This is a genomic window from Mesorhizobium sp. LNHC209A00 (assembly GCF_000502915.1).
Classification (GTDB): Bacteria; Pseudomonadota; Alphaproteobacteria; order Rhizobiales; family Rhizobiaceae; genus Mesorhizobium.
The window spans coordinates 26,108-48,651 of sequence record NZ_AYWT01000020.1 but is presented as its reverse complement, the minus strand read 5'-3'; the positions used below and the strand labels follow the sequence as shown (position 1 = coordinate 48,651).

Here is a 22,544-nt window from a genome sequence, read left to right as displayed (position 1 = left end):
CTAGCCACGACCGAAGTGCCAATCAGTCGAGCCGACCGAGAAAGCAGCCGAGAGTTGGCAGCGAGAGGGTGTTTCCCTCGATAGAAGCGGTCCCGCCGAAGACAGCCGTGACGGGTCCGATATCAACCACCAACGGCCAGGTCGCCGGCTCCTCAGCGAAATTAAAGACACAGAGCAACCGCTCCTCGCCACCTTCGCGAATGAAGGCGAGCACGTCGCCCTCGGTATCGAAAAAGCGGATCGAGCCGCCGACCAGCGCCGGATGCTGTTTGCGCAAGGCAAGCGCCGAGCGGTAGGCCGACAGCACCGATTGCTCTTCGCCGTTCTGCATATCGACCGCGCGGGCGCGATGGCTTGCCGGCACAGGCAGCCAGGGTTTTGCTATGGAGAAGCCCGCATTGTCGGCCTCGGCCTCCCAGACCATCGGCGTGCGGCAACCATCCCTGCCCTTCACGCCTGGCCAGAAGCGGATGCCGACCGGATCGCGCAGATCCTCGTAGGCAAGCTCCGCCTCTTCAAGGCCGAGTTCCTCGCCCTGATAGAGGCAGATCGAGCCGCGGAGGCAGGCGAGCAGCATGATCGAGAATTTGGCCACAAGATCGGGATCGCCACCAGGCCGCATCCAGCGGCTGACATGGCGCACCACGTCATGGTTGGAAAACGCCCAGCAAACCCAGCCGTCGGCCACCGCGCTTTCGAAGGCCTCGACGCAGCCGCGCACATGCGCCGCCGAAAACCGCGAACCCAGCAGGTCGAAAGTGTAGCTCATCTGAAGCTTGTCGCCGCCGGAGGTGTAGGCGGCAAGCGTCTGCAGCGAGCGACCCTCGTCGCCGATTTCGCCGACGGCGGCGCGGTCGCCATATTCGTCGAGCAACGCGCGGAAGCGCCGTAGGAACGCCAGGTTTTCGGGCTGCGTCTTGTCGAACAGATGCTCCTGATAGAGGTATGTGTTGGTCTCTGTGTTGGTGCCGGCGACGCTCGACGCCAAGGGCGGATTGCCGCGCAGCCAGCGGTCGTGGACATAGTAATTGACCGTGTCGAGCCGGAAGCCGTCGACACCGCGATCGAGCCAGAACCGCACTGTGTCCAGCAACGCATCCTGGACTTCCGGATCGTGGAAATTGAGGTCTGGCTGCGAGGCGAGGAAATTGTGCATGTAATATTGGCGGCGGGTCGCGTCCCATTCCCAGGACGGTCCCCCGAAGACCGATAGCCAATTGTTGGGCGCGCCGCCGTCGGGCTTCGCATCGGCCCAGACGTACCAGTCGGCCTTGGCATTATCGCGGCTGGCGCGGCTTTCGATGAACCATTCATGCTTGTCGGATGAATGCGACAGCACCTGGTCGATGATGATTTTCAGGCCGAGCCGGTGGGCTTCGGCCATCAGCGCATCAAAATCGGCCAATGTTCCAAACATCGGGTCGACGTCGCGATAATCCGACACATCATAGCCCATGTCGGCCATCGGCGACTTGAAAAAGGGCGACAGCCAGACAGCGTCGACGCCGAGCGAGGCGATATAAGCGAGCCTCGACGTAATGCCGCCGAGATCGCCGCTGCCATCACCGGTAGTATCCTGAAAAGAGCGCGGATAGACCTGATAGATGACGCAGCCGCGCCACCATTCGGCTCCCTGTCCCAAACTCTCGCCGGTCATCGCGAACCCTTCCTGGCACCACCGTCTCCGGCTCGGCTCTCGATCATGAAATTGACGCTGCGCCCCGGCAATGGGCGCGCAAGGTCGGTTGCCTGCGTTTCGATCGCCGGATGCCATCGAAAACCTTCCCGCGCCGGTAAGGTGAAGACGCATTGGCGGCGGTCGCCATTGATCAGAACGGCAAGCCGGTTGTCCTCGCCGCCAAACAGCATGACGAGGCGATGCCGGCTCGTGTCGTTCCAATCGGTCGCGTCGAGCAGCTCACCGGTCTCGGTCAGCCAAGCGACGTCGGGAACGCCTGAAGCCTCAATCGGTTCTCCGGTCAGGAAACGCGTGTCCGACAATGCGGGCACCGCCTGGCGAAGGGCTCCGAGCGCCCATGCGTAACGCTCCAGCGCCTGATCGCGGCCTGCCCAGTCAAGCCAGGTAGTGAGGTTGTCTTGTGCGTAGGCGTTGTTATTGCCCTTCTGGGTGCGACCGAATTCATCGCCTGCGGTCAGCATGATGGTGCCGTGCGAGGCGAACAACGTGGCGAGCAGAGCGCGCTGGTCTTCGAAACGGGCCGCGACGATCGCCGCGTCGTCCGTCTCGCCTTCGACGCCGTTGTTCCAGGACAGGTTCGCGTTATGGCCGTCGCGGTCCTGCTCGCCATTGGCCGCGTTGTGCTTGCGCTCATAAGCGACGATGTCAGCCAGCGTCATGCCGTCATGGGCTGCGATAAAATTCACGCCGCGGCTTGCCGGCTCCCCTGCCCTGTTGAACACGTCGGACGAACCGGCAAGGCGCGTTGCGAGAGCACCGACCATGCCGGCATCGCCGCGCCAGAAGCGTCTGACGTCGTCGCGATAGCGGTCGTTCCACTCAAGGAATGGCGGCCGGAAATTGCCGAGTTGATAGCCGTTTGCCCCGATGTCCCAAGGCTCGGCGATCAGCACGCGGTCGTAAAGCATCGGATCATGGGTGATGGCCTGGAGCAGCGGCGCTTCCGGATCGAAGGCACCGTCGACCCGGCCCAACACCGGAGCCAGATCGAAACGGAAGCCGTCGACGCCGGCCTGGCGAACGAAGTGACGAAGTGTGTCGAGCACCATTTCCCGCATCGCCGGATGGTCGCAAGCGATCGTGTTGCCGGTGCCCGTGTCATTGACCAGCCCGCCATCCGGCCGGTGCCGATAGTAGGCGTTATTGTCGAGGCCGCGCAGCGAGAGCGTCGGCCCCAGCCTGTCGCTTTCGCCGGTGTGGTTGAAGACGAGGTCGAGAATGGTGCCGATGCCGGCCCAGCGCAACGCGGCGACAGTGCCCTGCAATTCCGTCAGTCCGCCGGGCGCGAGGCGCGGGTCGAGCGCCATGAAGGTCACGGGATTATAGCCCCAGGCGTTGCTCAGCCCGAGCGGCGGCAGATGCCGCTCGTCGATGGAGGCCGTGATCGGCATCAGTTCCACGGCGGAGACGCCGAGCCTTTGCAGATGCTCGATGATGGCTGGATGGGCAAGAGCAGCGATCGTACCGCGCTTTTCTTGCGGTACATCCGGATGCAGCTTGGTGAAGGCGCGGACGTTCAGTTCGTAGATCAGGCCGCCCGGGCGAAACAGCGGCGGCAGGGTCGGTGGAGCCGTGGGCAAGGCCCTGGTCACGGTCTTGGGCATCAGAGACGCGGTGTCGGCGCCCTCATTGCGCCGCGCGGCGAGCCGCCAGTGATAGGCGTAGGCCCGGTCGATTTCGACGGCGTAGGGATCGGTGAGCAACTTGTCGGGATCGAACCACAGCCCCCGCTCGGGCGCATAGTCGCCATCGGCGCGCAGGCCATAGCGCGCGCCCGCGGCCAAGCCGGAGACAAAGAGTGAATGCACGCCGTTGCCTTCCGACGCCAGCTCGAGACGATCGAGTTCGCGGTTTCCCTGCTCGTCAAAGATCGAAACCCAGAGCCGTCTCGCCGACGAGGACCATGCGGCGAAGCGGATGCCTTCGCTGGTGATGGTGGCGCCGAGCTGGGTCAAGAGCGCTCCATCGCCCTCAAGTTATGACGCTCGGCTTGTTGCGCCCGGTGTGGCTCTTGATCCCGGCAATGTCGTCGGCCGCCGAAATCAGGTCGGCGAGCGCCTCCTGCGTGTCGAGGTCGTGCCTGGACTTGTCGGGCTCGTAGCGCTCGATATAGACGCGCAAGGTCGCGCCAGACGTACCGGTGCCCGAAAGCCGAAAGACCACGCGCGAGCCGCCTTCGAACAGCACCCTTATGCCCTGGTGCTCGCTGGTCGAGCCGTCGACCGGGTCGTGATAGGCGAAATCATCGGCATTGGCGATCTTCAGGCCGCGCACGCTGGTGCCCGGCAGCGAGCCGAGCTTGGCCCTGAGTTCGTCGACCAGCGCATTGGCGCGGTCGCTCTCAACCTCCTCATAATCGTGGCGCGAATAGTAGTTGCGGCCATAGGTCTCCCAATGCTCGGTAACGATGTGCTTGCAGCTTTCGCCGCGCGCGGCGAGGATGTTGAGCCACAAGAGCACCGCCCACAGACCGTCCTTTTCGCGGACATGGTTTGAGCCGGTGCCGGCACTTTCCTCACCGCAGATCGTCGCCATGCCGGCGTCGAGCAGATTGCCGAAGAACTTCCAGCCGGTCGGCGTCTCGTAAATCCCGACACCTAGCTTGTGAGCGACGCGGTCGGCCGCGCCACTGGTCGGCATCGAACGGGCGATGCCTTTCAGCCCATCCTTGTAGCCCGGCGCCAGGCGGGCATTGGCGGCGAGCATGGCGACCGAATCCGAAGGGGTGACGAAAATGCCCTTGCCGATGATCAGGTTGCGGTCGCCGTCGCCATCGGAGGCGGCGCCGAAATCCGGCGCGTCCGGACCCATCATCTCGTCATAAAGGTGCTTGGCATGGACCAGGTTGGGGTCCGGGTGATGACCTCCGAAATCGGGCAGCGGCTTGAAATTGCGGCAGGTGCCGTTCGGTGCGCCGAGGCGGTGTTCGAGGATTTCCTTGGCGTAAGGCCCGGTCACCGCATGCATGGCGTCGAAGCGCATCCGGAAGCCCGACTTGAACAGTTTGCGCAGCGCGTCGAAATCGAACAGGCTCTCCATCAACTCGGCATAGTCGGTAACCGGATCGATGATCTCGACGGTCATGCCGGCAGCCTCGACTGTTCCGACCGTATCGATGTCGATCGGGTCGATGTCGGCGATCTTGAAGCTCGAAATCGTCTTGGTCTTGGCAAAGATGGCGTCGGTCAGCTTTTCCGGCGCCGGGCCGCCATTGCCGGCATTGTACTTGATGCCGAAGTCCTCGTGCGGGCCGCCGGGATTGTGGCTGGCCGAGAGGATGATGCCGCCGAAGGTCTTGTATTTGCGGATGACATGCGAGGCCGCCGGCGTCGACAGGATGCCGCCCTGCCCGACCATCACCTTGCCGAAGCCATTGGCGGCCGCCATGGCGATGGCCTTCTGAATGACCTCCCGGTTATAGAAACGGCCGTCGCCGCCGATCACCAGGGTCTTGCCCTTGAACCCGTCGAGCGCATCAAAAATCGACTGGATGAAGTTCTCGGCATAGTGCTCCTGCTGGAACACGGGCACCTTCTTGCGCAGGCCCGACGTGCCGGGCTTCTGGTCGGAATAGGGCTTGGTGGGAACGGTGCGTGTCATGGTTCAGGCAACCCTTTTCGAAAGCAGCAGGCGATAGAGTTCGACGTATTTTTCGGCGCTTCGATCCCACGACACATCGGTCTTCATGCCCTGGCGCTGGATGGTTTCGAAGATTGCGGGACTGGCGTGGGCGTCGGCCAGGCGTCGGATTGCGTGCAGCAGCGCGCCGCCATTGCTGGGGGCAAACTGAAAGCCGGTCGCCACGCCGGCGGCAAACGCTGCTTCATTGGCGTCAATGATGGTGTCGGCCAGGCCGCCGGTGCGGGCGACGATCGGCACGCAGCCATAGCGCAGGCCGTAAAGCTGCGTCAGCCCGCAAGGCTCGAAGCGCGACGGGATGACGATGGCGTCGCAGCCGCCCTGCATGGTGTGCGACAGCCCCTCGTCATAGCCGACGACCACGCCGATGCGGCCACGATGGCGTGCGGCCGCGGCCAGCAGCGCGCCTTCGAGGCCGGCGTCGCCCGAGCCAAGGATGGCCAGCCTTGCGCCTGTCGCGACGATGCCGTCGACCACCGTCGCCAATATGTCCATGCCCTTCTGCCAGGTCAGCCGGCTGACGACGCAGACGATGGGACTGCCGTCACGGTCGAGGCCGAAACGGTCCTCGACGGCGGCCCTGTTCGGCGCGCGGGCCTTCAACGTTTCTGCCGTATAGGTCGATACCAGATGCTTGTCGGTTGCCGGATCCCAGATGGAGGTGTCGATGCCGTTGACGATGCCGTGGAGATCGCTGGAACGCATGTTGATGAGACCGTCGAGCCCCATGCCGAATTCCGGTGAACGGATCTCCTGCGCATAGGTCGGGCTCACCGTGGTGATCGCCCAGGCGGCCTGCAGGCCAGCCTTGAGGAAGCCGACGCCGCCATAATATTCGACGCCGTCAAGCGCCATCGCCGCGGCCGGCAGGCCGAGCTCGCCGAAGATGCCAGCCCCGAACTGGCCCTGGAAGGCGAGATTGTGGACGGTCATCATCGATGGTGTGCCGACCGCCTTGCCATAGCGCATATAGGCTAGCGTCATCGCCGACTGCCAGTCATGGGCGTGCACGATGTCTGGCAGGTAGCCTGAGATGGCGCCCCCGGCGATATCGGCACCGGCCTGGCTCAGCGCCGCGAAGCGCCGCCAATTGTCCGGCCAGTCCGCGCCCGAGGCGTTGCCATAGGGGCCGCCGGGGCGGTCAAACAGATGCGGCGCGTCGAGCACGAACAAATCGAGCCCGGCGACCTGGACAGCATGGACCGAGGCCTTGCCGCCCTGCAGCAAGGGATACTGATAGACGGCCTTCTTTTTCTTGAAGGTGCCCATCACCACGGGAAAGCCAGGAACGAGCGTGCGCATGGTGACGCCCTTGGCCGCGAGCGCAATGGGCAGCGCGCCGGCTACGTCGGCAAGCCCGCCTGTCTTGATCAGCGGGAAGATTTCGGGCGTGACCGACAGAACCTGCATGCGCTTAACGATCCGCTTCCCATCCATGCCGCCCAAACCGTGTGCGGTTTGGACCACGACATGCACAACACCCTAAAGTGACAGCTTTTTGATCAACCTGTTCAGGTCGACAACTTGTTGATCATGTCCTGTGTGATCAGGCAGATACCCTTTTCCGAAACCCGGAAGCGCTTGGCATCGAGGACGGGATCCTCGCCGACCACCAGCCCTTCGGGTATCCTTACACCGTGGTCGATGACGACGCGCTTCAACTTTGCGTTCCGGCCGACATGAACGTCGGGCAGCATGACAACCTCTTCCAGCGTCGAATAGGAATTGATGCGCGCGCCGGTGAAGATCAGGCTTTTCTTCAGCGAAGCGCCCGAGACGATGCAATCGCCCGACACCAGCGACGAGATCGCGGAACCGCGCCTGCCGTCCTCGTCATGCACGAACTTTGCCGGCGGCTTCAGTTCGGCATAGGTCCAGATCGGCCAGTCGCGGTCGTAGAGGTCGAGTTCAGGCGTCACGTCGGTCAGGTCGATGTTGGCCTCCCAATAAGCGTCGACCGTGCCGACATCGCGCCAGTAGGCCTCGTTCTCAGCGGTCGAACGCACGCAGGACTTGGTGAAGCGGTGCGCGATCGCCTTACCGTGCGTGACGATATAGGGGATGATGTCCTTGCCGAAGTCGCGGCTGGAGCCCGGCTCGGCGGCGTCGCGGCGCAGTTGTTCCATCAGGAACTTGGTCTTGAAAACGTAGATGCCCATCGAGGCCAGGGCCAATTCCGGGTTACCCGGAATGCCGGGCGGGTCGGCGGGCTTTTCGACAAAGGCGATGATGTTGTCCTTGGCATCGACATGCATGACGCCGAAGCCGGTCGCCTCCATGCGCGGCACTTCGAGGCAGCCAACCGTGACATCGGCGCCGGCATCGACATGCTGGCGCAGCATCAACTCGTAATCCATCTTGTAGATGTGATCGCCGGCCAGAATAACCATGTATTCCGGGCCATAGGCCTCGATGATATCGATGTTCTGGTAGACGGCGTCCGCCGTCCCCTCATACCACTGCGTTTCCGACACACGCTGGCTGGCCGGCAGGATGTCGAAACTCTCGTTTCGTTCGGGCCGCAGGAAGTTCCAGCCCCGCTGCAGGTGGCGGATCAGCGAATGCGCCTTGTATTGGGTGGCGACGCCGAGGCGGCGGATGCCGGAGTTGAGCGCATTGGAGAGCGCGAAATCAATGATGCGCGTTTTGCCGCCGAAATAGACCGCAGGCTTGGCCCGTCGGTCGGTCAGTTCCTTGAGGCGGCTGCCGCGCCCGCCGGCCAACACGTAGGCCATGGCGTCGCGGGCCAGCGGCTGGGTTCTTTTCAAGTCTGCCATTTATACCCTCCCAAGTTACTCGTATCGATGCGCTAACCAGCCTTAACGAGTTCAGTCGGCAGCGAGTTCAAGCATGATCGTCGACAGCGGAGGCAAAAGCATTGTTGCCGAGATGCTCTTGCCCTCCGCCCTTGCCTCGACCATCCCGCCATTGCCCATGCCGGAGCCGCCATATTCGGAAGCGTCGGTGTTGATGATCTCGCGCCACTTGCCGGCCTTCGGCAGCGGCACACGATAATTGTCGCGCGGCACCGGTGTGAAATTGGAGATGACGGCGACGGGATTGCCGCCGGGAGCGCTGCGCACCCAGGCGAAAACCGAATTCTGGCTGTCGTCGACGATCAGCCAGGAAAACCCTTCCGGCTCGCAGTCGCGGCCATGCAGGGCCGGGCGTGAACGATAGAGATAGTTGAGGTCGCGCACCGTCTGCCAGACGCCGCGATGCGTGCGGAAATCGAGCAGGTCCCAATCAAGCGCGCGCGCTTCGCTCCATTCGCGTCGCTGCGCGAATTCCTGGCCCATGAACAGCAGCTTCTTGCCGGGATAACCCCACATGAAGCCGTAATAGGCACGCAAGGTCGCGAATTTCTGCCAGTCGTCGCCGGCCATCTTGCCCAGCAGCGTGCCTTTGCCGTGCACGACCTCGTCATGCGAGAGCGGCAGTACGAAATTCTCCGAGAAGGCGTAGGTCAGGCCGAAGGTCAGCTCGTTGTGGTGATGCTTGCGGAAAATCGGCTCCTTGGAAAAATACTCCAGCGTGTCGTGCATGAAGCCCATGTTCCATTTGAAGCCGAAGCCCAGCCCGCCTTCATGGACAGGCGCCGAGACCTTTGGCCATGACGTCGATTCCTCGGCGATGGTCATGACGCCCGGATGGTGGCCGTACACCTCCTTGTTCATCTTCTGCAGGAAGCTGACCGCCTCGAGGTTTTCGCGCCCACCCTTCTCATTGGGGATCCATTCGCCGGCCCTGCGCGAATAGTCGAGGTAGAGCATCGAGGCGACCGCGTCGACGCGAAGACCGTCGACATGGTATTTTTCGGCCCAGAACAGCGCGTTGTTGACCAGGAACGACACCACCTCGCGGCGGCCGAAATTGTAGATCGCGGTGTTCCAGTCCGGATGGAAGCCCTTGCGCGGGTCGGCATGCTCGTAGAGCGCGGTGCCGTCGAAATGGACCAGACCGTGCTCGTCGACAGGAAAATGCGCCGGCACCCAGTCGAGGATGACGCCGACGCCGGCACGGTGGGCGCCGTCGACAAAGCGGGCAAAGCCGTCCGGATCGCCGAAGCGGGCCGACGGCGCGTAGAGGCCGGTTGTCTGATAACCCCAGGACGGGTCATAGGGATGCTCGGAGATCGGCAGGAATTCGATATGGGTAAACCCGGTCTCGATTACATAGGGGATCAGCCGGTCGGCCAGCTCATCCCATGACAGGAAGGTGCCGTCATCGCCAAGCTGCCAGGACCCGGCGTGCACCTCGTAGATCGAGATGGCCTCGCGGCGAGGGTCGGCGTTGCGCCAGAAACCGCGATGAGCCTCGTCACCCCATGCATGCGCCGGCGGCACCGCGGTCACCGAGGCGGTTGCCGGGCGCAGCTCTGATTTGAAGGCGAACGGATCGGCCTTCAGCGGCAACCTCACGCCATCGGGACCGATAATTTCATATTTATAGGGCCGGCCGGCACCGATATCGGGAATGAACAGCTCCCAGATGCCGGTGTCGCGACGGTCGCGCATCGTGTGCTGGCGGCCGTCCCAGTCGTTGAAGTCACCGACCACCGAAACGCGCCTGGCATTCGGGGCCCACACAGCGAAATGCACGCCGGAAGCGCCTTCGTGCTCGATGACATGCGCGCCGAGCTTGTCGAACAGCCTGAGATGCGAACCCTCGGCGATGTAGTAATCGTCCATCGGCCCGAGTACCGGACCGAACGAATAGGGATCGGTCAGCCACCAGTCGCCGCCGGCATTGCGGGCGTGGTAGCGCAGCGGCTGGCGCTTCTTGATCGACAGCTTGCCTTCGAAGAAACCGGCCTCGTCGCGCCTGGTCAATTCGCCGGCCTCGATGCCACTCAGAGTATAGGCGGTAACAGACTGCGCGTGCGGAACGAAACAGCGTGCGAACAGGCTCTTGCCGGCCTCCTGGACACCGAGAACCGCAAAGGGGTTGCCGTGCGTACCGGCGACAATCGCCTCGACATCGCTGGCTGGCGCCAGTCCGTCCGGCCCGCTTGTCGCAGCGGTCGCGCGCAGCTTCCTCATCAGGCGGTCGCCCTCCCCGGGCACCAAGTGTTTGTTTTTGCGGCCATCGTTCGTGGCCTTATGCAATCATATCAGACGGGTACGTTCCAGATTTCTTTCGCATATTGGCGGATCGTGCGATCGGAGGAGAACCAGCCGACCCGCGCGACGTTGCGGATGGCGCGCGCGTACCATTCGGGGCTGTTGCGCCAGACGGCGTCCACCTCGCGCTGGCAGGCGGCATAGGCGTCGAAATCCGCCGCGACCATGAACCAGTCGCTGTCATAGAGGCCATTGATGAGGTCGCGGTAGCGATTGGGATCATCGGGCGAGAAGACGCCCGACGAAACGGCCGCAACCGCCTGCGCCAGTTCGGGGGATGCCTCGATGACGCCGCGCGGATTGTAGCCATTGTTGCGCCGCTCGGCGACTTCTTCGGTGGTGAGGCCGAAGATGAAGATGTTGTCGTCGCCAACATGCTCCTTGATCTCGACATTGGCGCCGTCGAGCGTGCCGATGGTCAGCGCGCCGTTCAGCGCGAACTTCATGTTGCCCGTGCCAGAGGCTTCCATGCCGGCGGTCGAGATTTGCTCCGAAAGATCGGCGGCTGGCATCAGCACCTCGGCCAGGCTGACATTGTAGTTCGGCACGAACACGACCTTTAGCAGCCCGCGCACCGAAGGGTCGCTGTTGATCACTTTGGCGACGTCGTTGGCCAGTTTGATGATCAGCTTGGCGTTGTGGTAGCTGGGCGCGGCCTTGCCGCCGAAGAATTTCACGCGTGGCATCCAGTCGCGTTCGGGATGCGAACGGATCTGGTCATAGAGCGCGATCGCTTCGAGGATATTGAGCAGCTGGCGTTTGTATTCGTGGATACGCTTGACCTGAATGTCGAAGAGCGCCGAAGGATCGAGCTTGATGCCGAGGCGATCGGCGACCAGATTGGCAAGCCTCACCTTGTTCTGGCGTTTCACGGCGGCGAATTTTTCGCGAAAGGCGGTGTCGTCGGCGAGAGGATCGAGCCCCTTGATCGCTTCGATGTCATCCATGAAGCGGTCGCCGATCGCCTCGCGGGCAAGCGCGGTGAGGCCTGGATTGCACTGGATGAGCCAGCGCCGCGGCGTGATGCCGTTGGTCTTGTTGTTGATGCGATCGGGATAAAGTTTGTGGAGGTCGGCGAAGACCGTCTCCTTCATCAACTCGGTGTGCAGCGCCGACACGCCGTTGATCGAATGCGAGCCGACGAAGGCCAAATTGCCCATGCGCACCCGGCGGTCGCCATTCTCCTGGATAAGCGAGATACGGCTGATCTGCTCGTCCGAGAACTGATCGGTGGCGCGGGCTTCGAGCAGCACCTGCGCGTTGATGGCGTAGACGATCTGCATGTGGCGCGGCAAAAGCCGCTCGAACAGCGGCACCGGCCAGCTTTCCAGTGCCTCTGGCAACAGCGTGTGGTTGGTGTAGCCGAAGGTGCGCTTGGTGACATCCCAGGCGAGATCGAAATCCATGCCATGGACATCCATCAAGAGCCGCATCAGCTCGGGCACGGCGATCGCCGGATGGGTGTCGTTGAGGTGGATCGCCGCTTTGTCGGGCAGAGACTTGAGATCGCCATATTGGCTGAGATGGCGCTGCAGGATGTCCTGCAGCGAAGCGGTGGAGAAGAAGTATTCCTGGCGAAGCCTGAGCTCCTGCCCGGCCATGTGGGAATCGGCTGGATAGAGCACCCGCGACAGCGCATCGGCCTTGTTGCTTTCGGCCAGCGCCCCTATGTGGTCGCCGGCGTTGAACTTGTCGAGCCGGATCGGGTCGATCGGCATGCCGGACCACAGGCGCAGCGTGTTGACGCGCTTGGCCCGCCAGCCAGCCACGGGCGTGTCATAGGCGACCGCAAGCACATGCTCCCTCGGCTTCCAGACATGGCGTTCGAGGCGGCCGTCCTTCGAGGTGATCGATTCGACCGAACCACCGAAACCGACTTCGAAGGAGCGCTCGCGCCGCTCGAATTCCCAGGGGTTGCCGTGGTCAAGCCAGGTCTCGGGTAACTCGACCTGCCAGCCATCGTGGATTTCCTGGCGGAACATGCCGTTGGCATAGCGGATGCCGTAGCCATGCGCGGGGATGTCGACGGTGGCCATGCTTTCCATGAAGCAGGCGGCGAGCCGGCCAAGGCCGCCATTGCCGAGGGCCGCGTCCGGTTCCAGCGCCGCGATCAGGTCGAGATCGACGCCGAGCGACGACAGCGCCTCACGCATGTTCTCCATCAGGCCGAGATTGGAAAAGGCGTCGCGCATCAGACGCCCAATCAGGAATTCGAGCGACAGGTAGTAAACGCGCTTTTCCTGTTGGTCGTAAGCTTCCTTGGTCGCCTGCATCCAATGGTCGACGACGCGGTCGCGCACGACCTTGATCGTGGCGGTCAGCCAGTCGTACTGGGTCGCGACGGTGGTGTCCTTGCCGACCCGGTACTTGAGCGACATCAAGACTTCTTCAGCAAGCGTCTTGGGATCGGGATTGTCGAGAGCGGGGGCTTCGATCGTCATGGCGGATGTCATATCGCCTCTCGTTCGGTTTGGCCTGATCATACCGGCTTTCGCCGTTTCTCCCAGCCCATCCTAGTGCATTGCAACATGTTTTCAATCGATTTAGAGAACGCCCCCGTCTGCTTACCCCGCGGCAAGTTGGCAGTCAGGCCGCCAAAGCCGCCTCCGGGGGTGCTTTTGCCCCGGTCATGAAGGCAACGGCGTCGGACATGGTATATTGCTTGGGGTCGATGACGCACAGTCGACGGCCCAGACGGTGGATGTGGATGCGGTCCGCCACCTCGAAGACGTGCGGCATGTTGTGCGAGATAAGCACGATCGGCAGGCCGCGCTTCTTCACGTCGAGGATCAGTTCGAGCACGCGGCGGCTCTCCTTGACACCGAGCGCCGCCGTCGGCTCGTCCATGATGACCATCTTCGACCCGAAGGCGGCGGCGCGGGCCACCGCCACGCCCTGGCGTTGGCCGCCCGACAGGGTCTCCACCGCCTGGCTGATATTCTGGATGGTCATCAAGCCGAGTTCGGTGAGCTTGTCGCGGGCACGCTTTTCCATTGCCGGACGGTCCAGCATGCGAAGCCACTGGCCGACGAAGCCGGGTTTGCGGATCTCGCGGCCAAGGAACATGTTGTCGGCGATCGACAGCGCCGGCGACAAGGCCAGGTTCTGGTATACGGTTTCGATGCCGGCTTCGCGAGCTTCCATCGGCGACTTGAAGGACACGGGTTTGCCTTCAAGCCGGATTTCGCCTTCGTCCGGCACGGCCGCGCCGGAAATCGCCTTGATGAGCGACGACTTGCCGGCGCCGTTGTCGCCGATGACGGCGAGGATTTCGCCGGGGTAAAGGTCGAAATCGGCATTGTCGAGAGCGGTGACGCGGCCATAGCGCTTGACCAGACCGCGTGCGGTGAGGATGGGTTCCTGGGTCATGCCGAAACCTTTCTGATCCATTGGTCGATGGCGACGGCGCCGATGATCAGCACGCCGGTGAGCAGTACTTTCCATTGCGGATCGGCGCCCAGCATATTGAGCCCCATCGAGACGACGCCGACGATCATCGCGCCGAACAGCGTGCCGAGGATGGAGCCGCGGCCGCCGAAGAGAGAAATACCGCCGATCACCGTCGCGGTGATCGCCTGCAGATTGTAGTCGGTCACAGCGGCGGACGGCGAGATCGAGCCGTTGCGGCCGATGGAGACCCAGGCCGCGAAAGCGGCGATCAGCCCGGCAAGGGTGTAGACCGTCATCAGCACCTTCTTGGTCTGGATACCCGACAACTTCGCCGCCTCCTGGTCGTCGCCGACGGCGTAGACATGACGGCCCCATGCCGTATGGTTGAGCACGTACCAAAGAACCATCACGAGCACGACCGTGGCGATGACGCCGAGCGTCAGCACCGCCGTGCCGACCTTGAAGCTCAGGGCAAACAGGTGCAGCAGCGGTGCCTGGTTGTCGACGTCGGTGTCGCGGATCGTCTCATTGGCCGAATAGATGAAGTTCGTGGCCATGACGATGTTCCAGGTGCCAAGCGTCACGATGAAGGGCGGCAGCTTCATATAGGCGACCAGCAGCCCGTTCAGCAGCCCGCAAGCCGCACCGGCGGCAAGCCCGATCGCCACGGCGAGCACGCTCGGCATGCCGTAGCTGACCGCGCAATTGCCCATGATCACCGCCGAAATCACCATGATCACCCCTATCGAAAGGTCGATGCCGGCGGTCAGGATGACCAGTGTCTGCGCGGCCCCGAGAATGCCGACGATGGCAATCTGCTGCAGGATCAGCGTCAGCGTGTAGGACGAGAAGAACCGCCCTCCGATAGTGATGCCGAAGATGACGATCGACAGAAGCAGCACGATCAGCGGCACCGCCGCGGGCGTCGAATGCAGAAAATGCTGGATGCGCTTGACGGCTGATTTGTGCTCGTCAAAAGCGGCTACACTTGTATCACTGGCCGAGAGAACCTTCTCGAATTCCTGAGCTTGAGCCATGTTTCCTCCCCGTAGGGCTTCAGCCACGCGCTGACGCCGTCCACGCCTCCGGTCTGTCGCCGGGATTATCTGCGTTTACAGTGATGCATCGTCCACCCGATGCGGCCGGGGATCAAGTCCCCGGCCGCGTCGGTTCCGTTGCCGGTCAGGCCAGTATCAGCCCCAGCACTTGGCGAGGCCTTCCTTGGTGTCGATGGACTTGACGCCCGTCGCCGGCTTGTCGGTGACGAGGTTGACGCCGGTGTCGAAGAAGTTCTTGCCCTCGGTCGGCTTCGGCTTGGTGCCGTCCTTGGCGAAAGCGGCGATCGCCTCGATGCCGAGTGCGGCCATCTGCAGCGGATATTGCTGCGAGGTGGCGCCGATCACGCCTTCGGCGACCGACTTCACACCGGGGCAACCACCGTCGACCGAGACGATCAGCACCTGGCTTTCGAGGCCGACAGCCTTGAGCGCCTGATAGGCGCCGACCGCGGCCGGCTCGTTGATAGTGTGGATGACGGTAATGGTGTTGTCCTTTTGCAGAAGGTTTTCCATCGCCTTGCGGCCGCCTTCCTCGTTACCGTTCGTCACATCATGGCCGACGATGCGCGGATCGGTCTCATCGCCGATCTTGTTGGGGTCCTTCACGTCGATGCCGTAGCCCATCATGAAGCCCTGGTCGCGCAGAACGTCCACCGTCGGCTGCGAGGGTGTCAGGTCGAGGAAGCCGATCTTGGCGTCCTTTGCCTTGTCGCCTAGCGTGGCGGCCGCCCAGGCGCCGATCAGCTTGCCGGCCTCCAGATTGTCGGTGGCGAAGGTCGCGTCGGCGGCGTCGATCGGATCGAGCGGCGTGTCCAGCGCAATCACCAGTAGGCCCGCATCGCGCGCCTTCTTCACCGTCGGCACGATGCCCTTGGTGTCAGACGCGGTTATCAAAATGCCCTTGGCGCCGTCGGCGATGCAGCTTTCGATCGCCGCCACCTGGCTCTCGCTGTCACCGTCGATCTTGCCCGCATAGGTCTTGAGATCGACCCCAAGTTCCTTGGCCTTGGCGGTCGCGCCCTCCTTCATCTTGACGAAGAACGGATTGGTGTCGGTCTTGGTGATCAGGCAGGCGCCGACGCCGGCGGCGGACGCAGACGAAGCGAACGCCATCAGACCCAGCGCGGCCGCCGCGAAAACGGTGGACTTCAACAGTTTTGTATTGGTCACGATTTCCTCCCAGTGGAACATTTTCGAATGCCGGCCAACCGGCACCCGCACGGCATCCAGGCGACTTCTCCCAGCGCGGATGCCCCCTCAAGGAACACCACGCCAGGGCATCTGTCAATAATTAAATCACTCTTATTTATTATTGACAGCATTGCGTCGTTCACTCATTCTGACCCAAAAGCATTGTGGGGAAACGACGGGAGGAACAGGGTGGAGACGGCCACTGCGAGGCATGGTTCGCCCGAAGCGAACGAGAGCCTCATTCACCGCGGCACCAACCAGAGCGGCATGCGCGACCACAACGAGCGCCTGGTGCTTTCGCTGGTGCGCCAGCACGGCAGTCTGGCGAAGTCCGACATTGCCCGCATGACCGGACTTTCGGCGCAGACGGTCTCGGTCATCATGCGCGAGTTGGAGGAAGAAAGCCTGCTCGTGCGCCAAGCGCCGTTGCGCGGCAAGATCGGCCAGCCCTCGATCCCCATGGCGCTCAACCCCGAAGGCGCCTTCTTCATCGGCCTCAAGATCGGCCGCCGCAGCGCCGAACTCGTGCTGATCGATTTCCTCGGACAGGTGCGCGCGATGCTGCAGCATTCCTACCGCTACCCTGCCCCACGCGAGACGGTCGAGTTCGTCACTTCAGGCATGAAGACGATGCGTGGCGAGCTGACGCCGGCACAGGACAAGCGCATCGCCGGACTTGGCATCGCCATGCCGTTCGAGCTCTGGAACTGGGCCGACACCGCCGGCGCCCCGCGCGACGTGATGGACGAATGGCGCCATCGTGACATCAGGACCGACATCCAGGCGCAGTGCGACTTTCCGGTCTATCTGCAGAACGATGCCACCTCTGCCTGCGGCGCCGAACTGGTCTTTGGCCAGACGGGCGCGGCGCGGGATTTCGTCTATTTCTACATCGGCGCCTTTGCCGGCGGCGGCATCGTGCTCAACGGCCGGCTGTTTGGCGGGCCGACCGGCAATGCCGGCGCACTCGGCTCCATGCCTGTGCCGGGGCCGGATGGAAAACCGACCCAGCTGATCGACGTGGCCTCGATCGCCATGCTCGAAAAAAAACTCAATGCGCGTGGCGTCGAGGCATCCTATCTGTGGACCTCACCCGAGGATTGGGGGGAGATCGGCGCCGCGCTCGACGAGTGGATCGCCAGCGCCTCGCAGGCGCTCGCTTACGCCATCGTGGCAGCGTCCTCGGTCATCGATTTCGAAGCCGCGGTGATCGACGGCTGGATGCCGAAGGCCGTGCGCCAGAGGCTGGTCGAGGCGGTCGTGACGGCAATCGGCGCCATCGACGGCGAAGGGCTGAAACTCCCGGCCGTCCGCGAGGGAAGCGTGGGTATCCATGCCCGGGCGCTCGGGGGCGCCAGCCTGCCGCTTTCCGAACGCTTCCTGATCGGTTCGACGACGATCTCCAGGGGCGCGTGAAATGCTGATCGGGATTCCGGCGCTGCTTGGTCCGGAGCTTCTGGCGACGTTGCGCGCCATGGGCCATGGTGACGAGATTGCCCTGGTCGACGGGAACTATCCGGCACAGGAGCAGGCAAGGCGCCTCATCAGGACCGATGGCCATGCCCTCATGCCCGTACTCGACGCGATACTGACGCTGCTTCCGGTCGACGATGTCGTGCCGGAGGCGCTGTTTCGCGCCTCGGTGAAAGGCGATCCGTCGCGTGCCGACCCTGTCCATCGTGAAATGGAGGCGATCTGCGCCAAACGCGCGCCGGGCCGCAAGGTGGTTGCGCTGGCCGGCGCCGACTTCTATGCACGGGTCAAATCGGCGCATGCCATCGTCGCGACAAGCGAGCCGCGGCTTTACGCCAACATCATCATCCGCAAGGGCGTGATCTATCCGCCGGAGACCGAGAAGCCATGATCCTCTGCTGCGGTGAAGCCTTGATCGACATGCTGCCGCGCACCACCACGGAGAATGAGCCGGCTTTTGCCCCCTATGTCGGCGGCGCTGTCTTCAACACAGCGATAGCGCTCGGCCGCTTGGGCGCGCCGGCCGGCTTCTTCTCGGGCCTGTCGTCGGACCTGTTCGGCGGTCAATTCAGGGACGCGTTGGGGGCGAGCAAGGTCAGTTCCACCTACGCACACACCTCGCCCCGACCGACGACCCTGGCGTTCGTGCGGCTGAACAATGGCCAGGCGACCTACACCTTCTATGACGAGAACACGGCCGGGCGCATGCTGACCATCGAAGACCTGCCGCAACTCGGCAGCGAGATCGAGGCGATGCTGTTCGGCGCCATCAGCCTGATCTCGGAGCCGGCTGGGTCGGCCTATGAGGAATTCATGCAGCGCGAGCATGGGGCCCGCGTGATGATGCTCGATCCCAACATCCGGCCGAACTTCATTCCCGACAAGGCCAAGCACCTCAGGCGCATCCGGGAGATGATGGCGATGGCCGACATCGTCAAACTGTCGGACGAAGACCTCGACTGGTTCGGCGAAGCCGGCTCGCACGAGGATGTCGTGCGCAATTGGCTCGACCGCGGCCCGAAGCTGATCGTCGTCACGCATGGCAGCGAGGGTGCCGTTGGCTACAGCAAACAGCATCGTGTCACCGTCATGCCAGACACAGTGAAGGTGGTGGACACCGTCGGCGCCGGAGACACGTTCAACGCCGGCATCCTTGCCTCCCTGCATGAGCAAGGCCTGTTGACGAAGGCGGCGATTTCCAGCCTGTCCGAGGACGCTATTCGCAAAGCATTGGCGCTCGGCGCCAAGGCGGCGGCAGTGACGGTATCACGAGCCGGCGCCAATCCCCCCTGGCGGCACGAGATCGGCTGATCGGCTCTCCAGCGCGATCACTTTATGTTTCCAGGCGCCGGAAAACCTCGATAAGAATGAGCTGAATTGTACCGCCAACCCCGGATTCCCGGCTTTGTGGGACAATATGCCGGCAAAATGTGGTAACGGGCTGCGACACTTGCACCAAGTCCCCGATCCGCAGCCGGCTTTTTCAGCCGCGCCAAGTCTGGTACCAGCGGGCCGGTTATTGGCAGGTATTGAGGCCGACATGCAATTCATCGATCTTGGCGCGCAGCGCGAACGAATCCGCGACCGGCTGAAAGCCGCGATCGATCACGTGGTCGAGGATGGCCGCTACATCCTTGGTCCCCAGGTCGCTGAATTCGAGAAGAAGCTCGCCGCCTATGTCGGGGTAAAGCACGTGATTGCCTGCGCCAACGGCACCGACGCACTGCTTTTGCCGCTGTTCGCCGCTGGCATCGGCCCGGGTGACGCGGTGTTCGTGCCGAGCTTCACCTTCGCCGCCACGGCGGAAGTGGTGGCGCTGGCCAAGGCCGAGCCGGTTTTCGTCGATGTCGATCCGACAACCTACAACATCGACATAGCCAGCCTCGAGGCGGCGATCGCGGCCATCAAGAAGGAAGGTCGATTGAAGCCGAAGGCGATCATCCCTGTCGACCTGTTCGGTCTTGCCGCCGACTATGAGGCGCTCATGACTATTGCCAATCGCGAAGACTTATTGGTGATCGAGGACGCAGCCCAGTCCATGGGTGGCTCGCTGGAAGGCAGGATGTGCGGCGCGTTCGGCCATGTCGGCTCGACCAGCTTCTATCCGGCCAAGCCGCTCGGCTGCTATGGCGACGGCGGCGCGATGTTCACCAATGATGACGCTCTGGCCGACGCGCTCAGATCGTTCGCCTTCCACGGCAAGGGCGAGACGCAGTACGACAACATCCGCGTCGGCATCAATTCACGGCTCGATACGATGCAGGCGGCGATCCTGCTCGAGAAGCTCGCCATCCTCGAGGAAGAGATGGTGGCGCGGCAGGTGGTGGCCCAACGCTACGCTGAAGGTCTCGGCGACATCGTCACCGCAGCCCGCAACCTGGATGGCAGCCGCTCGGCCTGGGCGCAATACGCGATCGAGACGCCGAAACGCGACGGGCTTAAAGCGCATTTGAGCGAAAAGGGCATTCCGTCCGTCATCTACTACGTCAAGCCGCTGCATGAGCAGATCGCCTATCGCGACTACCCGCGCACGCCGACTGGTCTTGCCGTTTCGGAGGACCTGCCGAAACGCATCCTGTGCCTGCCGATGCACCCCTATCTCGGCGAGGCCGACCAGGACCGGATCATCGAAACGATCCGCAATTATATCGGCTCGAACTCGGCGCAGGCCGCGGCCGAATAGGCGTCGGGCACGGGATAGCTGACCAACACCTCCTTGGCATAGGGCGCCGACGGCCGCAGGCGGTTCGCTTCGCCCGTTAGACTAGCTTGAGAAGGCCGCCGCGTGTCTTGTGATCCGGTCCTTCATTTCCGATCGGGTCACGGAACGGCACTGCACTATGCAGATGCCCGCCGCGAAGACCAAAGTGCCCAACACCCATGACAACCAGATCCGATGGTCTACCGAGAGTTCGACGACAGCTATCATCAGGTAGCAGCTGGCTATGAAATGGCTGGGGCCGCTCAAACCGCCGATCATTCTTATGATCGCGGCCAGGAGCACCCCATACACGATGATGCCCAGCGCTCCCAGTTCGTACCACAAATCGAATACGATATTATGTGCGCTTGGGAGATCCGCCTGCGCATAATATGTGGGACTCGCGACAACTCCGGCCGCGTTTCTCATCGTATTGGCGCCATGGCCGAGGATCGGCTGCTCCGCGATGTGGGGCGAAATCATCTGCCATAGATCAAGCCGCGCTGCGAAGGTTCCTGGATAGAAAACCAGCCAACCCGTTGTTTTGAGGTAGGCGAACAGCGGCGCGACGACGAAGGGGGCGATCAGGGCAAGAGACAAATAGACGGCGAAAAATCCAACCAAAACGTGTTGGCGGTATTTCGCGGGCATGACAAACATCACCGCCACGAAGACAATCGCCAGATTGACGCCGGTCGATTGGCCGTGGAGCAATGTCAGCACGGCGAAGAGAGCCGCAAGCCCTTTCCAGACCAGCCTCGGCTGGGCGAGAAATATGACGGCAAAAAAAACCCCGTAAACCGTGATCTTGTGGAGGGTGAAAACGTTCTCCACAAAGCGTGGATCTTCGGTCAAAAACGCAAAATACAGTTCCCAGCCCATCACCGATACGACGCCGATCAACATGCCGGCCAATGACACCCGCGCGAGCCGCTCGCGTTGAGCGCTCGCAAGCGCGAGGATGCCCTGAAACAGCATGACAGCGGCGATCGAGTAGCCAAACACGTCTCTCGCCGCCATGAGAGAGCGGCTCACATCGACCGACCACAGGGCGCTCGAAAGGACAAAGCCTGACAAGAGAGCGAGAGCAACTGCGAGGCCTGTCGTGCCTCTGCCAAAACGCGCACGCTTCGTCAAAAGGGCGAGAGCGCCCATGAGTGCCCCCACAAGCGCCAAGACCGTTGGAGACATTTCGACGAAGGCGAAAAGGGCGGGAGAGAGGGCGTAGAGGCCCAACAACATCCTGAAGACTATTTCATCACGATTGCTGGTCCATGCGGGAAAGCCGCCCAAAATGACGGCATGGCATTTCTGAAACAACGACATTCACTTACCGACTCAGGGGACGTCGATAAAGGATAAGCCATCGACGAGGATTTTTCACCTCAACAATCGATGCGTCCTCGGGTTGCAGCCTTGCCGCTGGCGATGAAATGGGGGTTGGCGAAATCCGCGTCATCGGCCTGGTTGCGCTTGCCATAGGTCAAGGGCTTGCCGTCCAGCGTCCGGGTCGTGCCGCCGGCGGCACGTAGCACCGCGTCACCCGCCGCGGTGTCCCATTCCATGGTGCGACCAAAGCGCGGATANCGTGCCGCCGGCGGCACGTAGCACCGCGTCACCCGCCGCGGTGTCCCATTCCATGGTGCGACCAAAGCGCGGATAAACATCCGCCTCGGCATTGGCGAGGAGGCAGAATTTCAGTGACGAACCTACCGAGACGATCTCGGCGGCACCAAGGTCGCGAATATAGGCTTCGGTTTCCGGCGTGTTGTGCGAGCGGCTGGCAACCACGGCCAGCGGCGTCGCGGCCGTTCTCACCGAAATCGGCCGGCGGGAAACGATCCGGTAGTCGTCATCGACTTCGAGTGCTTCCGCCCTGCCCGGCCGGCCGGAAAAAAACCGGCCGCTGCAGGGCGCGAAGACCACGCCGACTTCCGGCACGCCATGGCGGACAAGCGCGATGTTGACGGTAAAGTCGGTGCGCCGGTTGACGAATTCCTTGGTGCCATCAAGCGGATCAACGAGGAAGAAGGTCTCGCCAAGTTGGCCCGGCATGACGCCGGCCGCCGCTTCCTCCTCGGCCACGCACGGAATATCCGGGAATGCGGCGCGCAGGCCTGCAAGAATGATCTTCTCGCTCTCGCGGTCCGCCTCGGTCACCGGCGAGGCGTCCGACTTGCGGTCGACCGCGCAGCCAGCGTGGAATACGCGCATCACCTCGCGCCCGGCCGCCAGCGCTAGCCGCTCGAAGATTTCAAGCATCGACGTGT

At 62.8% G+C, this 22,544-nt stretch carries 15 protein-coding genes and 1 pseudogene; 4 read left to right on the top strand and 12 right to left on the bottom strand.

The window, feature by feature from the left end:
• Window positions 1-22: 22 nt before the first annotated feature.
• From X739_RS139365 to X739_RS139410, 10 genes are all read right to left on the bottom strand, one after another.
• Window positions 23-1,657 (bottom strand): alpha-glucosidase family protein, encoded by a 1,635-nt coding sequence (locus X739_RS139365; protein WP_023796076.1) that lies wholly within the window; start codon window positions 1,655-1,657, stop codon window positions 23-25.
• The gene (gene glgX, locus X739_RS139370; RefSeq protein ID WP_023796075.1) at window positions 1,654-3,654 is read right to left on the bottom strand and encodes a glycogen debranching protein GlgX; all 2,001 of its coding nucleotides are present in this window, start codon (window positions 3,652-3,654) and stop codon (window positions 1,654-1,656) included. The genes X739_RS139365 and glgX overlap by 4 nt, the downstream gene beginning before the upstream one ends.
• A 16-nt stretch (window positions 3,655-3,670) precedes the next feature.
• Complete coding sequence (locus tag X739_RS139375; protein ID WP_023796074.1) at window positions 3,671-5,299, bottom strand: alpha-D-glucose phosphate-specific phosphoglucomutase; 1,629 nt, start codon at window positions 5,297-5,299, stop codon at window positions 3,671-3,673.
• A gap of 3 nt (window positions 5,300-5,302) precedes the next feature.
• Window positions 5,303-6,748 carry a glycogen synthase GlgA gene (glgA, locus tag X739_RS139380; protein ID WP_023796073.1) on the bottom strand — a complete coding sequence of 482 codons (1,446 nt, stop codon included), beginning with the start codon at window positions 6,746-6,748 and terminating at the stop codon, window positions 5,303-5,305.
• 101 nt (window positions 6,749-6,849) lie between these two features.
• On the bottom strand, window positions 6,850-8,115 hold the full coding sequence (glgC, locus tag X739_RS139385; protein WP_023771515.1) for a glucose-1-phosphate adenylyltransferase: 1,266 nt from the start codon (window positions 8,113-8,115) through the stop codon (window positions 6,850-6,852).
• Window positions 8,116-8,166: 51 nt separating this feature from the next.
• Window positions 8,167-10,380, bottom strand: a complete 2,214-nt coding sequence (gene glgB, locus X739_RS139390) for a 1,4-alpha-glucan branching protein GlgB (protein ID WP_023796072.1) — start codon at window positions 10,378-10,380, stop codon at window positions 8,167-8,169.
• A 71-nt stretch (window positions 10,381-10,451) separates the two neighbouring features.
• A complete protein-coding gene (locus X739_RS139395; RefSeq protein WP_023771513.1) occupies window positions 10,452-12,914 on the bottom strand; it encodes a glycogen/starch/alpha-glucan phosphorylase in 2,463 nt (820 codons plus the stop codon).
• 133 nt (window positions 12,915-13,047) lie between these two features.
• Window positions 13,048-13,830, bottom strand: coding sequence for an ATP-binding cassette domain-containing protein (locus tag X739_RS139400; RefSeq protein WP_023771512.1), 783 nt, complete (start codon window positions 13,828-13,830; stop codon window positions 13,048-13,050).
• Window positions 13,827-14,888 carry an ABC transporter permease gene (locus tag X739_RS139405; protein WP_023771511.1) on the bottom strand — a complete coding sequence of 354 codons (1,062 nt, stop codon included), beginning with the start codon at window positions 14,886-14,888 and terminating at the stop codon, window positions 13,827-13,829. The genes X739_RS139400 and X739_RS139405 overlap by 4 nt, the downstream gene beginning before the upstream one ends.
• 156 nt (window positions 14,889-15,044) lie before the next feature.
• Complete coding sequence (locus X739_RS139410; protein ID WP_023771510.1) at window positions 15,045-16,061, bottom strand: sugar ABC transporter substrate-binding protein; 1,017 nt, start codon at window positions 16,059-16,061, stop codon at window positions 15,045-15,047.
• A gap of 228 nt (window positions 16,062-16,289) precedes the next feature.
• On the opposite strand from X739_RS139410, the gene X739_RS139415 reads away from it, so the two are divergent.
• From X739_RS139415 to X739_RS139430, 4 genes are all read left to right on the top strand, one after another.
• Window positions 16,290-17,516 (top strand): ROK family transcriptional regulator, encoded by a 1,227-nt coding sequence (locus X739_RS139415; protein WP_023771509.1) that lies wholly within the window; start codon window positions 16,290-16,292, stop codon window positions 17,514-17,516.
• Between the two features lies 1 nt (window position 17,517).
• On the top strand, window positions 17,518-17,964 hold the full coding sequence (locus tag X739_RS139420; RefSeq protein ID WP_023771508.1) for an RbsD/FucU domain-containing protein: 447 nt from the start codon (window positions 17,518-17,520) through the stop codon (window positions 17,962-17,964).
• A complete protein-coding gene (locus X739_RS139425) occupies window positions 17,961-18,884 on the top strand; it encodes a carbohydrate kinase (RefSeq protein WP_023771507.1) in 924 nt (307 codons plus the stop codon). Before X739_RS139420 ends, X739_RS139425 begins: the two co-directional genes overlap by 4 nt.
• A 229-nt stretch (window positions 18,885-19,113) precedes the next feature.
• Entirely contained in the window at window positions 19,114-20,256 is a 1,143-nt protein-coding gene (locus X739_RS139430) for a DegT/DnrJ/EryC1/StrS aminotransferase family protein (RefSeq protein WP_023771506.1), read from the top strand.
• Between the two features lie 81 nt (window positions 20,257-20,337).
• Here X739_RS139430 and X739_RS139435 read toward each other — a convergent pair whose 3' ends face one another.
• A complete protein-coding gene (locus X739_RS139435; protein ID WP_023796071.1) occupies window positions 20,338-21,600 on the bottom strand; it encodes an O-antigen ligase family protein in 1,263 nt (420 codons plus the stop codon).
• A gap of 59 nt (window positions 21,601-21,659) precedes the next feature.
• A pseudogene (cysQ, locus tag X739_RS01000000166655) lies at window positions 21,660-22,536 on the bottom strand (3'(2'),5'-bisphosphate nucleotidase CysQ).
• Window positions 22,537-22,544 lie beyond the last annotated feature (8 nt).